The sequence below is a fragment of the Acidovorax sp. DMC1 genome, assembly GCF_056314325.1.
This window is the reverse complement of sequence record NZ_JBQUYO010000001.1, coordinates 465,911-485,341: the sequence shown is the minus strand read 5'-3', so window position 1 is coordinate 485,341 and position 19,431 is coordinate 465,911. Positions and strand designations below refer to the sequence as shown.

15 protein-coding genes and 5 tRNA genes are annotated in these 19,431 nt (G+C 62.4%); 16 read left to right on the top strand and 4 right to left on the bottom strand.

What is annotated here, in order from left to right; genetic code table 11:
- The first annotated feature begins 67 nt into the window (after positions 1 to 67).
- Positions 68 to 1,081 carry a YheT family hydrolase gene (locus tag ACT531_RS02240; protein ID WP_476016334.1) on the top strand — a complete coding sequence of 338 codons (1,014 nt, stop codon included), beginning with the start codon at positions 68 to 70 and terminating at the stop codon, positions 1,079 to 1,081.
- A complete protein-coding gene (locus ACT531_RS02235; protein WP_476016333.1) occupies positions 1,074 to 1,622 on the top strand; it encodes a DUF2946 family protein in 549 nt (182 codons plus the stop codon). The genes ACT531_RS02240 and ACT531_RS02235 overlap by 8 nt, the downstream gene beginning before the upstream one ends.
- Positions 1,623 to 1,775: 153 nt before the next feature.
- Here ACT531_RS02235 and ACT531_RS02230 read toward each other — a convergent pair whose 3' ends face one another.
- The 4 genes from ACT531_RS02230 to ACT531_RS02215 all read right to left on the bottom strand — a co-directional run bounded on the left by ACT531_RS02230 (position 1,776) and on the right by ACT531_RS02215 (position 8,681).
- Positions 1,776 to 2,636 (bottom strand): c-type cytochrome, encoded by an 861-nt coding sequence (locus ACT531_RS02230; RefSeq protein ID WP_015012225.1) that lies wholly within the window; start codon positions 2,634 to 2,636, stop codon positions 1,776 to 1,778.
- Positions 2,637 to 2,790: 154 nt separating this feature from the next.
- Positions 2,791 to 4,224: an efflux transporter outer membrane subunit gene (locus ACT531_RS02225; protein WP_476016332.1), complete on the bottom strand. Its 1,434-nt coding sequence runs from the start codon at positions 4,222 to 4,224 to the stop codon at positions 2,791 to 2,793.
- A complete protein-coding gene (locus ACT531_RS02220; protein ID WP_476016331.1) occupies positions 4,217 to 7,372 on the bottom strand; it encodes an efflux RND transporter permease subunit in 3,156 nt (1,051 codons plus the stop codon). The genes ACT531_RS02225 and ACT531_RS02220 overlap by 8 nt, the downstream gene beginning before the upstream one ends.
- Before the next feature lie 13 nt (positions 7,373 to 7,385).
- Positions 7,386 to 8,681: an efflux RND transporter periplasmic adaptor subunit gene (locus ACT531_RS02215; RefSeq protein WP_476016330.1), complete on the bottom strand. Its 1,296-nt coding sequence runs from the start codon at positions 8,679 to 8,681 to the stop codon at positions 7,386 to 7,388.
- A gap of 190 nt (positions 8,682 to 8,871) precedes the next feature.
- Here ACT531_RS02215 and ACT531_RS02210 point away from each other — a divergent pair, with 190 nt between their 5' ends.
- From ACT531_RS02210 to rpoB, 14 genes are all read left to right on the top strand, one after another.
- Positions 8,872 to 9,528, top strand: coding sequence for a TetR family transcriptional regulator (locus tag ACT531_RS02210; RefSeq protein ID WP_476016329.1), 657 nt, complete (start codon positions 8,872 to 8,874; stop codon positions 9,526 to 9,528).
- Between the two features lie 69 nt (positions 9,529 to 9,597).
- Positions 9,598 to 9,673 (top strand) — tRNA-Arg (locus ACT531_RS02205).
- A 101-nt stretch (positions 9,674 to 9,774) separates the two neighbouring features.
- Positions 9,775 to 9,860 (top strand) — tRNA-Tyr (locus tag ACT531_RS02200).
- Positions 9,861 to 9,933: 73 nt separating this feature from the next.
- A tRNA-Gly gene (locus ACT531_RS02195) sits at positions 9,934 to 10,007 on the top strand.
- A gap of 60 nt (positions 10,008 to 10,067) precedes the next feature.
- A tRNA-Thr gene (locus tag ACT531_RS02190) sits at positions 10,068 to 10,142 on the top strand.
- Positions 10,143 to 10,216: 74 nt separating this feature from the next.
- Positions 10,217 to 11,407: an elongation factor Tu gene (tuf, locus tag ACT531_RS02185; protein WP_015012187.1), complete on the top strand. Its 1,191-nt coding sequence runs from the start codon at positions 10,217 to 10,219 to the stop codon at positions 11,405 to 11,407.
- A 15-nt stretch (positions 11,408 to 11,422) separates the two neighbouring features.
- Positions 11,423 to 11,498: transfer RNA gene (locus tag ACT531_RS02180), tRNA-Trp, on the top strand.
- 91 nt (positions 11,499 to 11,589) lie between these two features.
- The gene (secE, locus tag ACT531_RS02175; protein ID WP_343736345.1) at positions 11,590 to 11,976 is read left to right on the top strand and encodes a preprotein translocase subunit SecE; all 387 of its coding nucleotides are present in this window, start codon (positions 11,590 to 11,592) and stop codon (positions 11,974 to 11,976) included.
- On the top strand, positions 11,973 to 12,569 hold the full coding sequence (gene nusG / locus ACT531_RS02170; protein ID WP_015012231.1) for a transcription termination/antitermination protein NusG: 597 nt from the start codon (positions 11,973 to 11,975) through the stop codon (positions 12,567 to 12,569). The genes secE and nusG overlap by 4 nt, the downstream gene beginning before the upstream one ends.
- A gap of 162 nt (positions 12,570 to 12,731) precedes the next feature.
- A complete protein-coding gene (gene rplK / locus ACT531_RS02165; protein WP_008907082.1) occupies positions 12,732 to 13,163 on the top strand; it encodes a 50S ribosomal protein L11 in 432 nt (143 codons plus the stop codon).
- On the top strand, positions 13,164 to 13,859 hold the full coding sequence (gene rplA, locus ACT531_RS02160) for a 50S ribosomal protein L1 (protein WP_015012232.1): 696 nt from the start codon (positions 13,164 to 13,166) through the stop codon (positions 13,857 to 13,859). It abuts the gene before it with no gap.
- A gap of 240 nt (positions 13,860 to 14,099) precedes the next feature.
- Entirely contained in the window at positions 14,100 to 14,624 is a 525-nt protein-coding gene (rplJ, locus tag ACT531_RS02155; RefSeq protein WP_060986604.1) for a 50S ribosomal protein L10, read from the top strand.
- Positions 14,625 to 14,664: 40 nt separating this feature from the next.
- Positions 14,665 to 15,042 carry a 50S ribosomal protein L7/L12 gene (gene rplL / locus ACT531_RS02150; protein ID WP_015012234.1) on the top strand — a complete coding sequence of 126 codons (378 nt, stop codon included), beginning with the start codon at positions 14,665 to 14,667 and terminating at the stop codon, positions 15,040 to 15,042.
- Positions 15,043 to 15,308: 266 nt separating this feature from the next.
- Positions 15,309 to 19,421: a DNA-directed RNA polymerase subunit beta gene (rpoB, locus tag ACT531_RS02145; RefSeq protein ID WP_291441954.1), complete on the top strand. Its 4,113-nt coding sequence runs from the start codon at positions 15,309 to 15,311 to the stop codon at positions 19,419 to 19,421.
- The last annotated feature ends 10 nt before the right edge of the window (positions 19,422 to 19,431 follow it).

The following is a 19,431-nucleotide window of genomic DNA, read 5'->3' as shown; positions in this document are numbered from 1 at the left end:
GAGGCCCCTGCGTGAGGATTTTGGGTCCAATTGGCCGTATGCGCCGACAACATATGCCTTGGCAGCTATGAAATACATAGCGCCTCGCTGGCTGCCCGGGGGCCAGTTGCAAACGATCTGGCCCGCGCTGTACGCACGCCGGGTGTTCGGCCCGCGTCCTGAGTACCGCCGTGAGCGCTGGGACACCCCCGACGGCGATTTTGTCGATGTGGACTATCTGCAGGACGGAGTGGCGGCTGACGCTCCCCGGCCGCTGTTGGTGGTGTTCCACGGGCTGGAAGGCTCGTCGCGCAGCCATTACTGCGAGGCCTTTGCCGACCTGGCCCGCGAGCGCGGCTGGGCCTGCGCGCTCCCGCACTTCCGGGGGTGCAGTGGGGAGATCAACCGCGCCCCGCGCGCCTACCACTCGGGCGACTACGCCGAGATCGGCTGGATGCTGGAGCAACTGCGCGCGCGCCACCAGGGGCCGCTGATGGCGGTGGGGGTGTCACTGGGCGGCAATGCCCTGCTGCGCTGGGCCGCCGAAGTGGGCACTGACGCCGCGCGCAGCGCAGATGCGGTGGCGGCCGTGTGCTCGCCCATCGACCTGGCAGCGGGCGGCCATGCCATAGGGCGCGGCTTCAACCGGCTGGTGTACACCCGCATGTTCATGCGCACTCTGGTGCCCAAGGCACTGCAGAAGCTGGCCCAGCACCCGGGGCTGTTTGACCGGCAGGCTCTGCTGGCCGCGCGGGATCTGTACGCGTTCGACAACGTGTTCACAGCGCCGGTCCATGGGTTTCGCAACACCGAGGACTACTGGCTGCGCGCGTCGGCCAAGCCGCTGCTGCACCGCATCCGCATTCCGGCCCTGGTGGTGAACGCGCGCAACGACCCCTTTGTGCCCGCTGGCAGCCTGCCGGGCGTGCGCGAGGTAGGGCGCCATGTGACGCTCTGGCAGCCGGCGCACGGCGGCCATGTGGGGTTCCCGCGTGGGTTGCCACCCGGGCATGTGCGCGCCATGCCCGACGCGGTGGGAGGGTGGCTGGCCGAGCACAGTGGGGCGCTGGCGCAGCACAGCGCACAATCCGCCCATGGATGACATCGTCAAACAGGCACTGGCCAAATGGCCCAATGTGCCCGACTGCTATGGCTGGCTGGGCCTGGATGCGCGTGGCCACTGGTATCTGCGCGACGACGCGGTGCAGGCAGCGGGTACGTTTCCGCACAGCAAAGGGTCGTTGCTGCAGCACGACAAGCTCATCGCGTTCATAGCCCGCAACTACGAACATGACGACCAGGGGCAGTGGTTCTTTCAGAACGGCCCTCAGCGCGTGTATGTAGAGCTGGAGGCCACGCCCTGGGTCTGGCGCCTGCAGCCGCAGGACCTGCGTGCCGTCAGCCACACCGGTCGGGAGGCGTTGGTGCGCCGCTGCCTGCTGGACGAACTGGGCCGTGTGTACCTGGAGACAGACCTGGGCCTCGGGCTGGTCCACACGCTGGACGTGGCACTGGCAGCAGAGGCGGTGACCGATGGGCGCTGGACGCCCGAGGACGTGCAGGCGAAGGACCTGCCGGCGCGCTACGGGTATGTCTGCAGCCCGCGTGCCAGGCCGCAAGCTGGGGCGTCGCAGTCAAGCTGAAGCTCTCCGCCCCCACCGCCCTTCGCCTGGAGCCGCAGGCATTGACCGCTGCTGATCGCTGAGCGGGATGGGTTCCAAAACGACAAAGCCGGTCGCAAGGACCGGCTTTGGGTTTGGGTTTTTACCCCGCCAGGGCGGGATAAAAGGGCTGCCTTACTTGGCGGCGGCTGCCATGAACTCCACCGCGGCGCGCAGATCGGCGTCAGAGGCTTGTGTACCACCACGGGGAGGCATGGCGCCCTTGCCCTTGGCGACACTGGTGTACAACGCATCGATGCCTGCGGGCAGGCGAGCGGCCCATGCGGCCTTGTCACCAAACTTGGGAGCACCGGCCACACCGGCAGCATGGCACACCTGGCAAGCTTGCTTGTACAGAGCCTCGCCAGCGCCTGCTGCGGCGGCTGCAGGTGCGGCAGCTACTGCTACAGCGGGCGCAGCCGCTGCAGGGGCTGCGGCAGGTGCTGGTGCAGGAGCGGCCGCTGGGGCTGCGTCTGCCTGGGCGGCAGGGGCCGCAGCGGCGGGAGCAGCAGGTTCGGCAAACTTGGCGCCACCCGCGTTGGCCATGTAGGCCACGGCGCGTGCGATTTCGGTGTCATTGAAGTCGCCGCCACCTTGGGGGGCCATGGCGCCCTTGCCCTTCAGGGCGGACTGCACCAGGGCTTCAAACCCGGTGCCGATGCGCGCAGCCCAGGCGGCTGCATCGCCAAACTTGGGGGCACCTGCAGCGCCGGAGGCATGGCAGGCGGAGCACTGGGCCTTGAACACCTCTTCGCCACTCTTGAGGGGACGGTTGGCGTCGCGCACTTCAACCATGCCGATCTTCTGAATGCGTTCGGCGATGGCCTTTTCGGGGTTGACGGCACCGGCAGCGGGCTTGTCCGCCGACGTCACATACAGGACCAAGCCAATGATGGCAAAGATCGGAACTACAAACGAGAAAAGTACCGCGACCAGCAACTGCTTGGGGTTCTTGATCGGGCCGGTATGGGCTTCTTCGTGGTGGTTGTCGCTCATGTCGTCCTCAGGTGTATCGGGGGCTTCGGTGTAATCAACCTTAAATTATATCTGCGGGGATGGTTATTCCGATCCCCGCTTGATGCAGACAACCACGGGTTTGCCCCAGCGCGCGCAGCACCTCAGGGGGCTGCGCGCGCTTCAGCGCAGAGCGTCAGGACGGGGCCTGGGCGCTGGTGTCGGGTGCTCCGCCCCCCAGCGCCTTGTACAGCGACACCTGGTTTTGCAGTTGCGCCAGCCGCACCTGCACCACGGCCTGCTGGGCCGTGAACAGCGAGCGTTGTGCGTCCAGCAGGTCCAGATAGCTGGCCACGCCGTTGCGGTAGCGCAGGTCGGCCAGTTGCAGGCGCGCGGCTTCTGCCTGAGCCTGCTGTTGCTGGGCCTGGGCCTGTTCGCCCAGGGTGGCTTGCCCGGCCAGCGCGTCCGAGACTTCGCGGAACGCGGTCTGGATGGCTTTTTCGTACTGCGCCACGGCAATCTCCCGGCCGACCCGGGCGCTGTCCAGATTGGCCTGATTGCGGCCCGCGTCAAAAATGGGCAGCAGCAGGGATGGAGCTATGGTGAAGCCCCAGGAGCCGTTCTTGAACAGGCCGGACAGCTCGCCGCTGGCGGTGCCTGCCTGCGCTGTCAGGGAGATGCGCGGGAAAAACGCCGCCCGCGCTGCGCCGATGTTGGCGTTAGCGCCAATCAGTTGCTGCTCCGCTTGGCGGATGTCTGGCCGGCGGGTGAGCAGCTCTGACGGCACGCCAGCAGGTAGCGGTGCCATCGCAGGCGCGTCGGCCAGCTTGCCACCCGCCAGACTGGCGCGCACGTCCTGGGGCAGTGCTTGGCCCAGCAGCAGGACCAGCGCGTTTTCGTCGAGCGCGCGCTGGCGCTGTTGCTGTGCCAGCGTGGCGCGGGCCGCCTGGGTGAGCGACTCTGCCTGGCGGAAGTCGAGCTCGGAGGCCACGCCCGCGTCCAGGCGCATCTTGGTCAAGCGCACCGACTCCTCGCGCGAGGCAAGGGTCTGACGCGACAGGTCCAGCAGTTCCTCGTCGGCCAGCAGCGTCAGCCAGCCATTGGCTACCGCCGCCACCAGGCTCACCTGGGCGGCGTTGCGGCCTTCTTCGGTGGCGAGGTATTGGGCGAGCGCTTGTTCCTTGAGGCTGGCAATGCGGCCAAAGAAGTCGATCTCCCACGCAGATACGGCCAGGCCCACGCTGAACGAGTTGGTCAGGTTGCCGGTGCCCGCAGCGGGCGCCCGGCTGGCATTAGCCGCCAGGCCCACGCCCGGGTACAGGTCGGCACGGCGCACCTGGTAGGTGGCCCGGGCCTGCTCGATGTTGAGCATGGCCACCCGCAAGTCGCGGTTGTTGGCCAGCGCAATGCCGATGAGCTGCTGCAGACGTGGCTCTGCAAAGTAGTTCTGCCAGGGCACGGTGGCGCCCGGCTGAACCGCCGCACCGTCCGTTGTTGCTGCCGCGCCGGCGTAAGTAGCAGGGACGGGGGGCTGAGGGCGTTCGTAGGTAGGAATGAACGAGCAGCCCGCCAGCAGCGCCGCCGCTGCGGCCGCTGCCAGTGCCAGAGGGGTACGGCGGTGTTTAGTCATGGGTTCCAACTCCTGCTTCTTCTGCATGGCGGCGGTTCATTTCCTGCTGGCGTGCGCTGCCCTTGAACAGGCTGCGCACCACCACAAAGAACACGGGCACAAAGAACACGGCCAGGGCGGTGCCGGTGACCATGCCACCCAGCACGCCAGTGCCGATGGCCCGCTGGCTGGCAGAGCCTGCGCCCGACGCAACCACCAGTGGCAGAACACCCAGGCCGAACGCCATCGAGGTCATCACGATAGGACGGAACCGCAGGTGCGCGGCGGCCAGCGCCGACTCGATCACGCCCTTGCCTTGGGCCTGCAGGTCCTTGGCGAACTCGATGATCAGGATGGCGTTTTTCGCCGACAGGCCAATGATGGTGATCAGGCCCACCTGGAAGTACACGTCATTGGCATAGCCGCGCAGCAACGTGGCCAGCAGCACGCCCAGCACGCCCAGGGGCACCACCAGGATCACGGCCAGCGGGATCGACCAGCTCTCGTACAGCGCGGCCAGGCACAGGAACACCGCCAGGATGGCAAAGCCATACAGGATGAGCGACTGCGACCCTGCCAGCTTTTCTTCGCGCGACTGGCCAGTCCATTCAAAGCCAAAGCCTTGGGGCAGTTGGCCGGCCAGCTTCTCCATCTCGGCCATCGCCGCCCCCGTGCTGTAGCCCGGCGCGGGCGAGCCGGAGATGCGCATGGCGGGGTAGCCGTTGTAGCGCACGGTTTGCTGCGCGCCGGTCACCCAGCGCGTCGTCGCGAACGCCGACAGCGGTACCGGTTTGCCCTGGCTGTTGGTGGCATTGATCTGCAGCAGATCGTCAGGCTGCATGCGTGCAGGCGCATCGGCTTGCACCACCACCCGCTGCAGGCGGCCCTGGTTGGGGAAGTCGTTCACATAGCTGGAACCCAGCGCTGTGGAGAGCGCAGAGTTGATGGCGTCGAAGGGCACGCCCAGCGCGTTGGCCTTGTCACGGTCAATGTCGATTTGCAGCTGTGGCGCATCCTCCAGACCATCAGGGCGCAACTGCGTCAGCACCTTGCTCTGCGAGGCCATGCCCAGCAACTGGTTGCGGGCTTTCACCAGGGCTTCGTGCCCTGCGCCGCCCCGGTCTTGCAGGCGGAACGTGAAGCCGCTGGCGTTGCCCAGCTCGGGAATGGGTGGCGGGCTCAACGGAAAGATGAACGCATCGCGAATGCCCATCAGCGCACCAAAGGCCCGGTTGGCCACGTCCTGAGCTGACTGGCCGGGGCCATGGCGTTCGCTCCAGTCCTTGAGGGTCACAAACGCGAGGGCCGCGTTCTGCCCCTGGCCGGAGAAGCTGAAGCCCAGCACACCCACCATGCTCTGCACTTCAGGCTGCTTCAGGATGAAGCCTTCGACCTGCTCCATCACGGCCAGCGTGCGCTCCTGCGTGGCGCCGGGTGGCAGCTGCACGTTGACGATGATGTTGCCCTGGTCCTCGCTGGGCAGGAACGATGTGGGCAGGCGCATGTAGACCACCGCCACGGCGCCGATGATGGCGGCGTAGATCACGAGGTAACGCGCAGCGCGACGGAGGATGCGCGCCACAAAACCCTCATAGCCCTTGGCGGTGCGCGAAAAGCCGCGATTGAACCAGCCAAAGAAGCCGGTCTTCTCGTGGTGATGCCCGGCCTCCACGGGCTTGAGCAGTGTGGCGCACAGCGCTGGCGTGAGCGACAGTGCCATGAAGGCCGAGAAGCCAATGGAGGCAACCATCACCGCCGAGAACTGGCGGTAGATGTTGCCGGTGGAGCCTGCAAAAAAGGCCAGCGGCACGAACACCGAGATCAGCACCACCGTCACGCCAATGATGGCGCCCGAGATCTGGCGCATGGCTTTGCGGGTGGCCTCCACTGGAGACAGGCCTTCTTCGCTCATGATGCGCTCGACGTTCTCCACGACCACGATGGCATCGTCCACCACGATACCGATCACCAGCACCATGCCGAACATGGTGAGCACGTTGATCGAGAAGCCCAGCGCGAGCAGCGTGGCGAACGTGCCCAGCAGCGCAATCGGCACCACGATGGTCGGGATGATGGTGTAGCGCCAGTTTTGCAGGAACAGGAACATCACCAGGAACACCAGCACCACGGCCTCGACCAGGGTTTCTGCGACCTGCTTGATGGAGATGTCCACGAAGCGCGAGCTGTCGTAAGGAATGCTCCAGCTCATGCCTTCGGGGAAGTAGCGCGAGAGTTCATCCATCTTGGCGCGCACATCCTTGGCTGCCTCCAGCGCATTGCCGCTGGGCGACAGCTGAACGCCGATGCCCACGGCGGGCTTGCCGTTCAGGCGCGCAGCGGTGGCGTAGGCCTGGCCGCCCAGTTCCACACGCGCCACATCCTTGATGCGCACGGTGGAACCATCGGTGTTCGCACGCAGCACGATGTTGCCGAACTGCTCGACGCTGGACAGCTGCCCGTTGACAACCACAGTGGCGGCAATGCCCTGGCCCGCAACATTGGGCAGGTCGCCAATGGTGCCGCTGGCCACCTGCGCGTTCTGGGCGCGGATGGCAGCGGTGATCTCGGCGGCTGACAGGTTGTAGCTCAGCATCTTGGCCGGGTCGATCCAGATACGCATCGCCCGCTCGGTGCCGAACAGTTGCGCCTGACCAATGCCCTTGAGGCGTTGCAGTTCGGGCACCACGTTGCGCGAGGCATAGTCGCCCAGGGCCACGGTGTCTGTGGCCGGGTTGGTGGACGACAGCATGGTGAACAGCAGGAAGTTGGAGCGCGATTTGTCCACGCGTACGCCCTGCTGCGTCACGGCAGACGGCAGACGCGGCGAGGCGCGCGAGAGCCGGTTCTGCACGTCCACCTGTGCCAGGTCGGCATTGGTGCCAGGCTGGAAGCTCAGCGTGATGCTGCCGGAACCATCGGCTTGCGCCACCGACTCCATGTAGATCAGCCCTGGGGATCCGTTCATCTCGCGCTCGATCACCGACAGCACGCTGTCTTCGAGGGTCTGCGCTGACGCGCCGGGGTAGGCCGCGTTGATGACGATGGACGGTGGCGCCACCGGCGGGTACTGGGCAATAGGTAGCTGCGTGATGGCTACGCCGCCCATCACCATGATGAACAGCGCAATCACCCACGCAAAAATGGGGCGGTCAATGAAAAATTTGGCCATGCTGGATTGCCCCTTATGGCTTGGATGCGGCCGAAGCAGGTGCGGCCGGCGCCTCTGCGGAGGTGGGCGCGGAGGCGGTCGCCGCTGCCGGCGCAGGCGTGCCTGGCGCTTGCCATGGGACGGGCTTTACCGGGGTTCCGGGAGGCAGCATCTGCAGCTTCTGGAACCCGTCCACCATCACTTTTTCTCCCGCCTTCAGCCCGTCCAGCACCACCCAGCGGTTGTTCTGCGCGGCACTGATCTTGACGGTGCGTTGGGACACCTTGCCGTCCTCGCCCACCACGCTGACCGTGTCGCCCTGCTGGGTCCGCGTGACAGCCTGCTGGGGCAGGGTGATGGCGTTGCTGGCCTGTGCCTGTTCTATCCGCACGCGCAGGTACAGGCCGGGCAGCAGTTCGCCCTTGGGGTTGGGCACTTCGGCGCGCAGGGTGACCTGGCCGGTGGTGGAGTCCACCGACAAATCTGTGAACAGCAGTTTGCCGGCTTGTGAGTATTCAGAGCCATCGCTGAGCACCAGCTTGACGCTGGCCCCCTGTCCGCCGCCCGCGCGCTTGAATTGCCCGCTTTCCATGGCACGGCGCAGCTGGAACACGTCCGCGGCCGATTGGGTGAAATTCACGTACACCGGGTCGATCTGCTGCACCACGGCCAAGGCGGTCGCTTCGCCCTGGCCCACCAGGGCGCCTTCGGTGACCAGTGCGCGACCGATGCGGCCGGAGATGGGAGCGGTCACGCTGGCGTAGCTGAGGTTGATGTCGGCGGTGCGCACTGCGGCCTTGGCGGCCGCCACGTCGGCCTGGGCTTGTTTTTCGGCCGCTTCGGCGTTCACAAAGTCCTGTTTGCTGATGGCATTGGCGGCGACCAGCGGGCGATAGCGTTCTGCCTGTGCGCTGGCCTGCGCCAGATTGGCCTGTGCCTTGGCGAGGCTGGCACGTGCACTTTCTGCCGCTGCGGCGTAGGGCGCGGGATCAATGCGGAAGAGCACCTGCCCCGCCTTGACGTCGCTGCCTTCCTTGAACACCCGCTGTTGGAGGATGCCTGCGGCCCGGGCGCGCACCTGGGCCACGCGCGATGCCTCCACGCGGCCAGGCAGCTCGGTGATCAGTCCTACGTCGCCCGGGGTGGCGGTGACCACCCCCACCTCGACGGGTGGGGGCTTGGGGCCACCCGCACCGGCGGACTGTCCATCGGGCTTGCCGCAGGCGGATACCAGCAGTACCGCTGCGCTGATGGCGGCCAGCGAAAGCACTCGTCGGGTGGTGGCGGCACGCAGTTGCGGGGTGCCGGATGCGTCATGCAGTTGGGGCATGGAAGTCCTTTGGATGTGCGTCAGAAAAGGGAGGGGGCCATAAGGCCAGGCCGAGCTCAGGGCGCTGCGCGCGAAGTCCCGCCAGTTTGATCGGAAATTATACATACAGACATGAATGTATAATTGTCGACTGTGACAGATGCCCCTCCGCAGCTGTAGGGGTTTTGGAGACTCAACAAGGTGTTTGACTATGGCGCGCCGGACAAAAGAAGATGCAATCGCCACCCGTAACGGGTTGATCGATGCGGCTGAATCGGTGTTTCGGGAGAAGGGGGTGTCCCGGGCGTCGCTGAGTGATATTGCACAGGCTGCGGGGGCTACCCGTGGTGCGATCTACTGGCATTTCAAGGACAAGGTAGATCTGTTCGGCGCCATGATGGATCGGGTTACGCTGCCGCTGGAGCAGGGTTTTGCCAGCTTTGAGGACAGTGCCGGTGCTGATCCAGTGCAGCGGCTGCGGGCGGTGATGGCGCTGGTATTTCGCAGCGTGGCCTCGGACGAGCACACCCGTCGGGTTTTCGAAATTGCTTTGTACAAGGTGGAGTACGTGAGCGAGCTGATGGGCTTGCGTGAGCGCCACGTAGCGGCCTCTGAGGGTTTCACGCAGCAACTGGCGCGTGACTTCGCGTTGGCGGCGGAGTCGCAGGGGGTGATGCTGTCGATGTCGGCCATGGAGGCGGCAATCAGCCTGCACGCTCTTTTTGATGGATTGATTCGCAACTGGATCTTGAATGAGGGGGGCTTCGATCTCGTTCGTGTGGGTGGCGCCAGTACTGACGCGTTTCTTCAGGGGGTGGGCTTGTCGCTGGACGGGTCTAAGGAGTCCATGCGCCCCTGTCGTGATTGAGCGCTGGGGCTTTGTTTGGTTGGAAGCCCGTCGCGTGCAATAATCAAAGGCTGCGTAAGTCAGAGGTGTGCGGCTGTAGCTCAGTGGATAGAGTATTGGCCTCCGAAGCCAAGGGTCGTGGGTTCGATCCCCGCCAGCCGCACCAACGATCGATGCAGCAACAAGCATTGCCAGTGCTTGTGATGGGTGCCAAGTGCGTTTAATTTTTAAGCGCGCAAAAATTGGTGCTATAATTCGAAATTCTCCGGAGGGGTGCCCGAGTGGCTAAAGGGGGCAGACTGTAAATCTGTTGGCTTACGCCTACACTGGTTCGAATCCAGTCCCCTCCACCAGTGAGTGAGCAGTGTTGAGAGTGTTGCTTGGCCGTGCAAGATGGGGTCAAGTTCGCAAAGGCCGGTGGTCTGCGCGGGAGTAGTTCAATGGTAGAACCCTAGCCTTCCAAGCTAATGACGCGGGTTCGATTCCCGTCTCCCGCTCCATTGTTCATTGCGTTGGTTTGTTGAGTAGAAATTTTTGGTGCTGTGCAAGCAGTGTCAATTGCCCATGTGGCTCAGTGGTAGAGCACTCCCTTGGTAAGGGAGAGGTCGCGGGTCCGATTCCCGCCATGGGCACCACTTTCTGGTGCGTCCGGTTCTGGTTGCGCCGAGATCCTGTTGTGTAGATATAGATTTTTTTCGGAGTCGGAAAAATGGCAAAAGGAAAATTCGAGCGGACCAAGCCTCACGTCAACGTGGGCACGATCGGTCACGTGGACCATGGCAAGACGACGCTGACGGCGGCTATCGCCACGGTGCTGTCCTCCAAGTTCGGCGGCGAAGCCAAGGCCTACGACCAGATCGACGCTGCGCCCGAAGAAAAGGCCCGCGGTATCACGATCAACACCGCCCACGTGGAATACGAAACGGCCAACCGCCACTACGCCCACGTGGACTGCCCCGGCCACGCCGACTATGTGAAGAACATGATCACCGGCGCTGCCCAGATGGACGGCGCTATCCTGGTTTGCTCCGCTGCTGACGGCCCCATGCCCCAGACCCGCGAGCACATCCTGCTGGCCCGCCAAGTGGGTGTGCCTTACATCATCGTGTTCCTGAACAAGTGCGACATGGTGGACGACGAAGAACTGCTGGAACTCGTCGAAATGGAAGTGCGCGAACTCCTGGACAAGTACGACTTCCCAGGCGACGACACCCCCATCATCCGTGGCTCCGCCAAGCTCGCCCTGGAAGGCGACAAGGGCAAGCTGGGTGAAGAAGCCATCATGAAGCTGGCCGAAGCCCTGGACACCTACATCCCCACGCCTGAGCGCGCTGTGGACGGCGCCTTCCTGATGCCTGTGGAAGACGTGTTCTCCATTTCCGGTCGTGGCACCGTGGTGACCGGTCGCGTGGAACGCGGCATCATCAAGGTCGGCGAAGAAATCGAAATCGTGGGTATCCGCGACACGCAAAAGACCACCTGCACCGGCGTGGAAATGTTCCGCAAGCTGCTGGACCAAGGCCAAGCTGGCGACAACGTCGGCCTGCTGCTGCGCGGTACCAAGCGCGAAGACGTGGAACGCGGCCAAGTGCTGTGCAAGCCCGGCTCGATCAAGCCCCACACCCACTTCACGGCTGAGGTGTACGTTCTGTCCAAGGACGAAGGTGGCCGTCACACGCCTTTCTTCAACAACTACCGTCCTCAGTTCTACTTCCGCACGACCGACGTGACTGGCGCCATCGAGCTGCCAGCCGACAAGGAAATGGTCATGCCTGGTGACAACGTGTCGATCACTGTGAAGCTGATCAACCCCATCGCCATGGAAGAAGGTCTGCGCTTCGCTATCCGCGAAGGCGGCCGCACCGTGGGCGCTGGCGTCGTGGCCAAGATCATTGCTTAATCAGGCAAGGTATACAGGGGTATAGCTCAATTGGCAGAGCGTCGGTCTCCAAAACCGAAGGTTGTAGGTTCGATTCCTACTGCCCCTGCCACTTGAATGTGGCCCCCAACAAGCCCGCCAGAGTCTGGCGGGCTTCGGTGTCTTAGGTGATGCCGTGACTCGGAAGCAGGAAATACTCAAAGATGGCCACTTCACAGGTTGAAACTGTCAATACAGGCGCAGACAAGGCCAAGCTCGCAGCGGTGGTGGCTTTGGTCATTGCATCTGTTGCGGGCTTTTATTTGTTGGGCAAGCAGGGCGCTGTCGTGCAGTGGGCTGTGCTGATCGTCGGACTGGTAGCGGCTGCAGCAGTGTTTCTGGTGTCGGAATCCGGGCGTCAGTTTGTCGCGTTTGCCAAGGATGCATGGCGCGAAGTGAAAAAGGTGGTCTGGCCCACCCGCAAGGAAACCTTGCAGATGACGGCCTATGTGTTCGCCTTTGTGGTGATCATGGCGCTTTTCCTGTGGTTCACGGACAAGACGCTGGAATGGGTCTTGTACGACTTGATTTTGGGTTGGAGAAAGTCATGACGACCGCTGCGGAAATCACGGGAGCACAGGCTCCTGCAGGCGCTTCTGCCTCGGCCAATCCCGACTTGCGCTGGTACATCGTTCATGCCTATTCGGGCATGGAAAAGGCGGTGGAGCGCAATATTCAGGAGCGGATCGGCCGCTCTGGCATGCAAGACAAATTCGGCCGCATTCTGGTGCCGACCGAAGAAGTCGTCGAAATGAAAAACGGCCAGCGCAAGACGACGGAGCGTCGCTTGTTCCCTGGCTATGTGTTCGTTGAGATGGTGATGGATGACGATACCTGGCACTTGGTGAAGCACACCAACAAGGTGACGGGTTTTGTGGGTGGGGCCAAGAACCGTCCGGCGCCCATCTCGGAAGACGAAGTGCAAAAGATCGTCAGCCAGATGCAGGAAGGCACCGACAAGCCGCGCCACAAGATCGAGTTCATGGTGGGCGAGTTGGTGCGCGTCAAGGAAGGCCCTTTCACAGACTTCAATGGTTCCGTGGAAGAAGTCAATTACGAAAAGAGCCGTGTGCGCGTTTCCGTGATGATCTTTGGCCGCTCTACCCCTGTGGAGCTGGAATTCGGACAGGTCGAAAAGACATAAGTCCCGTGATCATTGAGGCGTTCGACCTCGGTGATCTGGACAAAATGTTTGGATGCCGCACTTTTCGGCTCGGTGCGGACATCGTCACAGTGAGTCGTTAACCCCGGGGAGCTGGTGGTTGCTCGGTGCAACACAAGCGTTATGACCCGTCAGGAGTAAAACATGGCGAAAAAAATCGTCGGTTTTATCAAGCTGCAAGTTCCAGCTGGTAAGGCCAATCCATCCCCACCTATCGGCCCAGCACTGGGTCAGCGTGGCCTCAACATCATGGAGTTCTGCAAGGCATTCAATGCGCAGACCCAAGGTGTGGAGCCAGGCCTGCCATTGCCCGTGGTCATCACGGCGTTTGCAGACAAGAGCTTTACCTTCATCATCAAGACGCCGCCTGCGACGACTCTGATCAAGAAGGCCATCAAGCTCGAAAAGGGTTCTTCCAATGCCCTGAAGACCAAGGTCGGCAAGATCACGCGCGAACAGCTCGAAGAAATCGCCAAGACCAAGATGAAGGACATGAACGCCGCGAACGTTGACGCTGCTGTCCGTACGCTGGCTGGTTCCGCACGCTCGATGGGCGTGACGGTGGAGGGTTTGTAAATGGCCAAGTTGACGAAAAAGCAAAAGGCCCTGCAGGGCAAGGTTGACAGCACCAAGCTGTACGCTTTTGCAGACGCAGTGGCGCTGGTGAAAGAAGCCGCAACGGCCAAGTTCGATGAATCCATCGACGTGGCGGTGCAGTTGGGTATTGATGCCAAGAAGTCGGACCAAGTGGTGCGTGGCGCTGTGGTGCTGCCCAACGGTACTGGCAAGACGACCCGCGTGGCCGTGTTTGCACAAGGCGCCAAGGCTGAAGAAGCCAAGGCCGCAGGTGCTGACGTTGTGGGCATGGACGACCTGGCCGCCATGGTCAAGGCTGGCGACATGCCTTTCGACGTGGTGATTGCTGCTCCAGACGCCATGCGCGTCGTGGGTACCCTGGGCCAGATCCTGGGCCCCCGTGGCCTGATGCCTAACCCCAAGGTGGGTACCGTGACTCCTGACGTCGCTACGGCCGTGAAGAACGCCAAGGCGGGTCAAGTGCAGTTCCGTGTGGACAAGGCCGGTATCGTCCACAGCACCATCGGTCGCCGTTCGTTTGACAACGAAAAGCTGCAAGGCAACTTGGCTGCACTGATCGACGCCCTGAACAAGGCCAAGCCAGCTTCGAGCAAGGGTCTGTACCTGCGCAAGGTCGCTGTGTCCTCCACGATGGGCGTTGGCGTCCGCGTGGATACGCAATCCATCGCAGCGTAATTGCGATAAGAAATCTTCAGGTCTTTCAAAGGGCCTGATGTGGTGGGCTGTGGGTGGTGTAACAACTGCCTGCAGGCCATCCAAGACCGTTGGTGTGTGGTTCGCCGCACTTAATCCCTCCTTGGGGCCAACGCAGATGGCGATCCCGCTGCAGATGGAATCCGTTCCGAAACAGTTGGTCGCTGCAACAAGAGCGCGCAAAAGGGTGCAAATCCGAATGCGCAATTTAAGGAGTAGACCTTGAGTCTTAATCGCAGTGAGAAAGAAGCGGTCATCAGTGAAGTGACCAGCCTCGCCGCTAAAGCTCAAACGCTTGTGATTGCGGAATACCGTGGCATCACGGTCGCCGACATGACCAAACTGCGCGTCGATGCTCGCAGCAAGGGTGTGAGCCTGAGTGTTCTGAAGAACACCCTGGCCCGCCGTGCTGTGGCAGGCAGCCAGTTTGACGTGGTGGCAGACCAGATGACTGGTCCCCTGATCTATGGCTTCTCCGAAGACGCTGTGGCCGCCGCGAAAGTGGTGTCCGACTTTGCGAAGACCAACGACAAGTTGGTGATTCGCGGTGGCGCTTTCGGTGGTAAGGCCCTGGACGTCAATGGCGTGAAGCAACTGGCCAACATTCCTTCCAAGGAAGTTTTGCTGGCTCAGATTTGTGGCTTGCTTATGTCCCCCATGTCGCGTACGGCCGTCGTGCTGGGCGCACTGGCGGCGAAAAAAGGCGAAGGCGCAGCCGCACCGGCCGCCGAACCTGCAGCAGCTTGATAGCTGGGCAGTCAACCAACACAATTGTTAGGAAATCAAAATGGCATTCGATAAAGACGCATTTTTGACCGCGCTGGACAGCATGACGGTCCTGGAACTCAATGACCTGGTGAAGGCCATTGAAGAGAAGTTTGGCGTGAGCGCTGCAGCCATGGCGGCTCCTGCTGCAGCTGGCGGCGGCGGCGGCGCAGCTGCTGCTGAAGAAAAGACGGAATTCAACGTGGTGCTGACCGACGCTGGCGCCAACAAGGTGTCCGTCATCAAGGCAGTGCGCGAAATCACCGGTCTGGGCCTCAAGGAAGCCAAGGACCTGGTGGACGGCGCTCCCAAGAACGTCAAGGAAGGCATTGCCAAGGCCGACGCCGAAGCAGCCGTCAAGAAGCTGGTGGAAGCCGGCGCCAAGGCCGAACTCAAGTAATTTGGTCTTGCCCAAGGGCTGGAGTGCTCCTCAAAGGGCCTCCAGCCTTTGGTGCTTTCAGAGCGCACCCGCAAGCCCCGTTCTCAACGCGGCTTTCGAGTGTCTTCTGACAATCCCGACAGCAGAAGACGCCTTGGTTCGGGTGATGTGCAACGCATCACCGTCCGCCATGGTTGGTAGTGGCCAACCGCCAAGCCCGCAAGGACCACGCTCCTTGCGGGTCAGTCGTCGAAGACCCAGGACTCATGTCTTTGCCCGGAGATCTCATGGCCTATTCCTACACCGAACGCAAGCGAATTCGCAAAAGTTTCGGCACCCGCGATAGCGTGCTCGAAGTTCCTTATCTGCTGCAGATGCAGAAGGACGCATACACCGCTTTCCTGCAGGCAGATACAGCACCCCAGAAAAGAACCATCGAAGGCCTTCAGGCTGCATTCGACGCTGCCTTCCCGATCGTCTCCCACAACGGTTTTGTGGAGATGAAGTTCATTGAATACAACCTGGCCAAGCCGGCTTTTGACGTGCGCGAATGCCAGACCCGTGGTCTGACCTTCGCCTCGGCCGTGCGCGCCAAGGTGCAATTGATCATCTATGACCGCGAGTCTTCGACGTCGCAGTCCAAGGTGGTCAAGGAAGTGAAGGAGCAAGAGGTCTACATGGGCGAAGTGCCCCTGATGACCGACAAGGGCTCGTTCATCATCAACGGTACCGAGCGTGTGATCGTGTCGCAGCTGCACCGCTCGCCTGGCGTGTTCTTCGAGCATGACAAGGGCAAGACCCACAGCTCGGGCAAGCTGCTGTTCTCGGCACGCATCATTCCCTACCGTGGTTCCTGGCTCGACTTCGAGTTCGACCCCAAGGACATCCTGTACTTCCGCGTGGACCGTCGCCGCAAGATGCCGGTCACGATCCTGCTCAAGGCCATTGGCCTGAACCCCGAGTCCATCCTGGCGAACTTCTTCGTCAACGACAACTTCCGCCTGATGGACAGCGGCGCGCAGATGGAGTTCGTGCCCGAGCGTCTGCGTGGCGAAGTCGCGCGCTTCGACATCACCGACAAGTCCGGCAAGGTGGTCGTGGCCAAGGACAAGCGTGTCACCGCCCGTCACACCCGCGAACTGGAACAGTCTGGCACCACGCACATCAGCGTGCCTGAAGACTTCCTGATCGGCCGTGTGGTCGCCCGCAACATTGTGGACGCCGACACCGGTGAAATCATTGCCAAGGCCAACGAAGAGTTGACCGAAGCGCTGCTCAAGAAGCTGCGTTCTGCTGGTGTGCAAGACCTGCAGGTCATCTACACGAACGAACTGGACCAAGGCGCTTACATCTCGCAGACCCTGCGCATCGATGAAACCGTGGATGAGTTCGCTGCCCGCGTGGCCATCTACCGCATGATGCGCCCTGGCGAGCCACCGACCGAAGACGCCGTGCAGGCTCTGTTCCAGCGCCTGTTCTACAACCCCGACACGTACGACCTGTCGCGCGTGGGCCGCATGAAGTTCAACGCCAAGATCGGCCGCGACGAATCCACCGGCCCCATGGTGCTGTCCAACGAAGACATCCTGGCCGTGGTCAAGATTCTGGTGGACCTGCGCAACGGCAATGGCGAAGTCGATGACATCGATCACCTGGGCAACCGCCGCGTGCGTTGCGTGGGCGAACTGGCCGAGAACCAATACCGTACGGGCCTCGCACGTATCGAAAAGGCCGTGAAGGAGCGTCTGGGCCAGGCCGAGCAAGAGCCGCTGATGCCCCACGACCTGATCAACAGCAAGCCGATCTCGGCCGCCCTGAAGGAATTCTTCGGTGCTTCGCAGCTGTCGCAGTTCATGGACCAGACCAACCCGCTGGCCGAAATCACGCACAAGCGCCGTGTGTCCGCTCTGGGCCCAGGCGGTCTGACCCGCGAACGCGCAGGCTTCGAAGTGCGTGACGTGCACGTGACCCACTACGGTCGCGTTTGCCCTATCGAAACGCCGGAAGGCCCCAACATTGGTCTGATCAACTCGCTGGCTCTGTACGCCCGCCTGAACGAGTACGGTTTCATCGAAACCCCGTACCGTCGCGTGGTGGATGGCAAGGTGACCAACGACATCGACTATCTGTCGGCGATCGAAGAAGGCAAGTACGTGATTGCGCAGGCCAATGCGCAGCTCGATAAGGACGGCCGCCTGACGGGTGAGCTGGTCTCCGCCCGTGAAAAGGGTGAGTCCATCCTGTGCGGTGCGGACCGTGTGCAGTACATGGACGTGTCGCCCGCGCAGATCGTGTCGGTGGCTGCCTCGCTGGTGCCTTTCCTGGAGCACGACGACGCGAACCGCGCGTTGATGGGTGCCAACATGTCGCGCCAGGCCGTGCCTGTGCTGCGTCCTGAAAAGCCGCTGGTGGGCACGGGCATCGAGCGCGTGGCTGCTGTGGACTCGGGCACCGTGGTGACTGCTACCCGCGGCGGTGTGGTGGACTACGTGGATGCCACCCGTATCGTGGTGCGCGTGAACGACGACGAAGCCGTGGCCGGTGAAGTCGGTGTGGACATCTACAACCTGATCAAGTACCAGCGTTCTAACCAGAACACCAACATCCACCAGCGTCCCATCGTCAAAAAGGGCGACATGCTGGTCAAGGGTGACGTGATCGCCGACGGCGCATCGACGGACTTCGGCGAAATCGCCATCGGCCAGAACATGCTGATCGCGTTCATGCCCTGGAACGGCTACAACTTCGAAGACTCGATCTTGATCAGTGAGCGCGTGGTGGCGGAAGACCGCTACACCTCGATCCACATCGAGGAACTCGTGGTCATGGCCCGCGACACCAAGCTGGGCGCTGAAGAAATCACGCGCGACATTCCGAACCTGTCGGAACAGCAACTGAACCGTCTGGATGAGTCCGGCATCATCTACGTGGGTGCCGAAGTGCAGCCTGGCGATACGCTGGTCGGCAAGGTCACCCCCAAGGGTGAAACCACGCTTACGCCTGAAGAGAAGCTGCTGCGCGCCATATTCGGCGAGAAGGCTTCCGATGTGAAGGACACCTCGCTGCGTGTGGACCAAGGCTCGTCGGGCACCGTGATCGACGTGCAGGTCTTCACCCGTGAAGGCATCCAGCGCGACAAGCGTGCTCAGCAGATCATCGACGATGAACTCAAGCGCTTCCGCCTGGACTTGAACGACCAGCTGCGCATCGTGGAGGCCGACGCGTTCGACCGTATCGAAAAGCTGCTGACCGGCCGCGTCGCCAACGGCGGCCCGCAGAAGCTCGCCAAGGGCACGAAGATCGACAAGGCTTACCTGGCCTCCGTCGAGAAGTTCCACTGGTTCGACATCCGCCCTGCGGAAGACGAAGTGGCCACACAGCTCGAATCCATCAAGAACGCGCTGGAGCAAACCCGCCACAGCTTCGACCTGGCTTTTGAAGAAAAGCGCAAGAAGCTCACGCAAGGCGACGAGCTGCCTGCTGGCGTGCTGAAGATGGTCAAGGTGTACCTGGCCGTCAAGCGCCGCCTGCAGCCCGGTGACAAGATGGCAGGCCGCCACGGTAACAAGGGTGTGGTATCCAAGATCGTTCCGGTCGAAGACATGCCTTACATGGCAGACGGCACGCCCGCCGACATCGTTCTGAACCCGCTGGGCGTGCCCTCGCGGATGAACATCGGTCAGGTGCTGGAAGTTCACCTGGGCTGGGCCGGCAAGGGCATTGGTCAGCGCATTGGCAACATGCTGCAAGAGCAGGCCAAGGCCGCCGAACTGCGCAAGTTCCTGGAAGAGGTCTACAACTCGCGCGGCCGCAAGGAAGACCTGTCGCAGCTCAGCGACGACGAGCTGGTGGCCATGGCTGAGAACCTGACCAACGGCGTGCCTTATGCCACCCCCGTGTTCGACGGTGCTTCGGAAGAAGAAATCAAGGACATGCTCAAGATCGCCTACCCGGACGACATCAAGGAGCGCAAGGGCCTGACCGAGTCGCGCACCCAGGCGTATCTGTATGACGGTCGCACGGGCGAGCGCTTCGAGCGCCCGACCACCATCGGCTACATGCACTACCTGAAGCTGCACCACTTGGTGGACGACAAGATGCACGCCCGCTCGACCGGTCCGTACTCGCTCGTGACGCAGCAACCTCTGGGCGGCAAGGCCCAGTTCGGTGGCCAGCGTTTCGGGGAAATGGAAGTGTGGGCGCTGGAAGCTTACGGCGCCGCCTACGTGCTGCAGGAAATGCTGACCGTGAAGTCCGACGACGTGGTGGGTCGTACCAAGGTGTACGAATCCATCGTCAAGGGCGAACACGCCATCGAAGCCGGCATGCCGGAATCGTTCAACGTGCTGGTCAAGGAAATCCGTTCGCTGGGCCTGGACATCGAGCTGGAACGCTCCTAAGCAGAAAAGG

Bases quoted from the DNA above. Each gene is read 5' to 3' on its own strand.
- rplK (WP_008907082.1), top strand. From the start codon at position 12,732: ATGGCGAAAAAAATCGTCGGTTTTATCAAGCTGCAAGTTCCAGCTGGT.
- rplL (WP_015012234.1), top strand. From the start codon at position 14,665: ATGGCATTCGATAAAGACGCATTTTTGACCGCGCTGGACAGCATGACG.
- ACT531_RS02225 (WP_476016332.1), bottom strand. From the start codon at position 4,224: ATGACTAAACACCGCCGTACCCCTCTGGCACTGGCAGCGGCCGCAGCG.
- ACT531_RS02230 (WP_015012225.1), bottom strand. From the start codon at position 2,636: ATGAGCGACAACCACCACGAAGAAGCCCATACCGGCCCGATCAAGAAC.
- rpoB (WP_291441954.1), top strand. From the start codon at position 15,309: ATGGCCTATTCCTACACCGAACGCAAGCGAATTCGCAAAAGTTTCGGC.
- ACT531_RS02220 (WP_476016331.1), bottom strand. From the start codon at position 7,372: ATGGCCAAATTTTTCATTGACCGCCCCATTTTTGCGTGGGTGATTGCG.
- ACT531_RS02235 (WP_476016333.1), top strand. From the start codon at position 1,074: ATGGATGACATCGTCAAACAGGCACTGGCCAAATGGCCCAATGTGCCC.
- ACT531_RS02215 (WP_476016330.1), bottom strand. From the start codon at position 8,681: ATGCCCCAACTGCATGACGCATCCGGCACCCCGCAACTGCGTGCCGCC.
- tuf (WP_015012187.1), top strand. From the start codon at position 10,217: ATGGCAAAAGGAAAATTCGAGCGGACCAAGCCTCACGTCAACGTGGGC.
- secE (WP_343736345.1), top strand. From the start codon at position 11,590: ATGGCCACTTCACAGGTTGAAACTGTCAATACAGGCGCAGACAAGGCC.
- ACT531_RS02240 (WP_476016334.1), top strand. From the start codon at position 68: ATGAAATACATAGCGCCTCGCTGGCTGCCCGGGGGCCAGTTGCAAACG.
- ACT531_RS02210 (WP_476016329.1), top strand. From the start codon at position 8,872: ATGGCGCGCCGGACAAAAGAAGATGCAATCGCCACCCGTAACGGGTTG.
- nusG (WP_015012231.1), top strand. From the start codon at position 11,973: ATGACGACCGCTGCGGAAATCACGGGAGCACAGGCTCCTGCAGGCGCT.
- rplA (WP_015012232.1), top strand. From the start codon at position 13,164: ATGGCCAAGTTGACGAAAAAGCAAAAGGCCCTGCAGGGCAAGGTTGAC.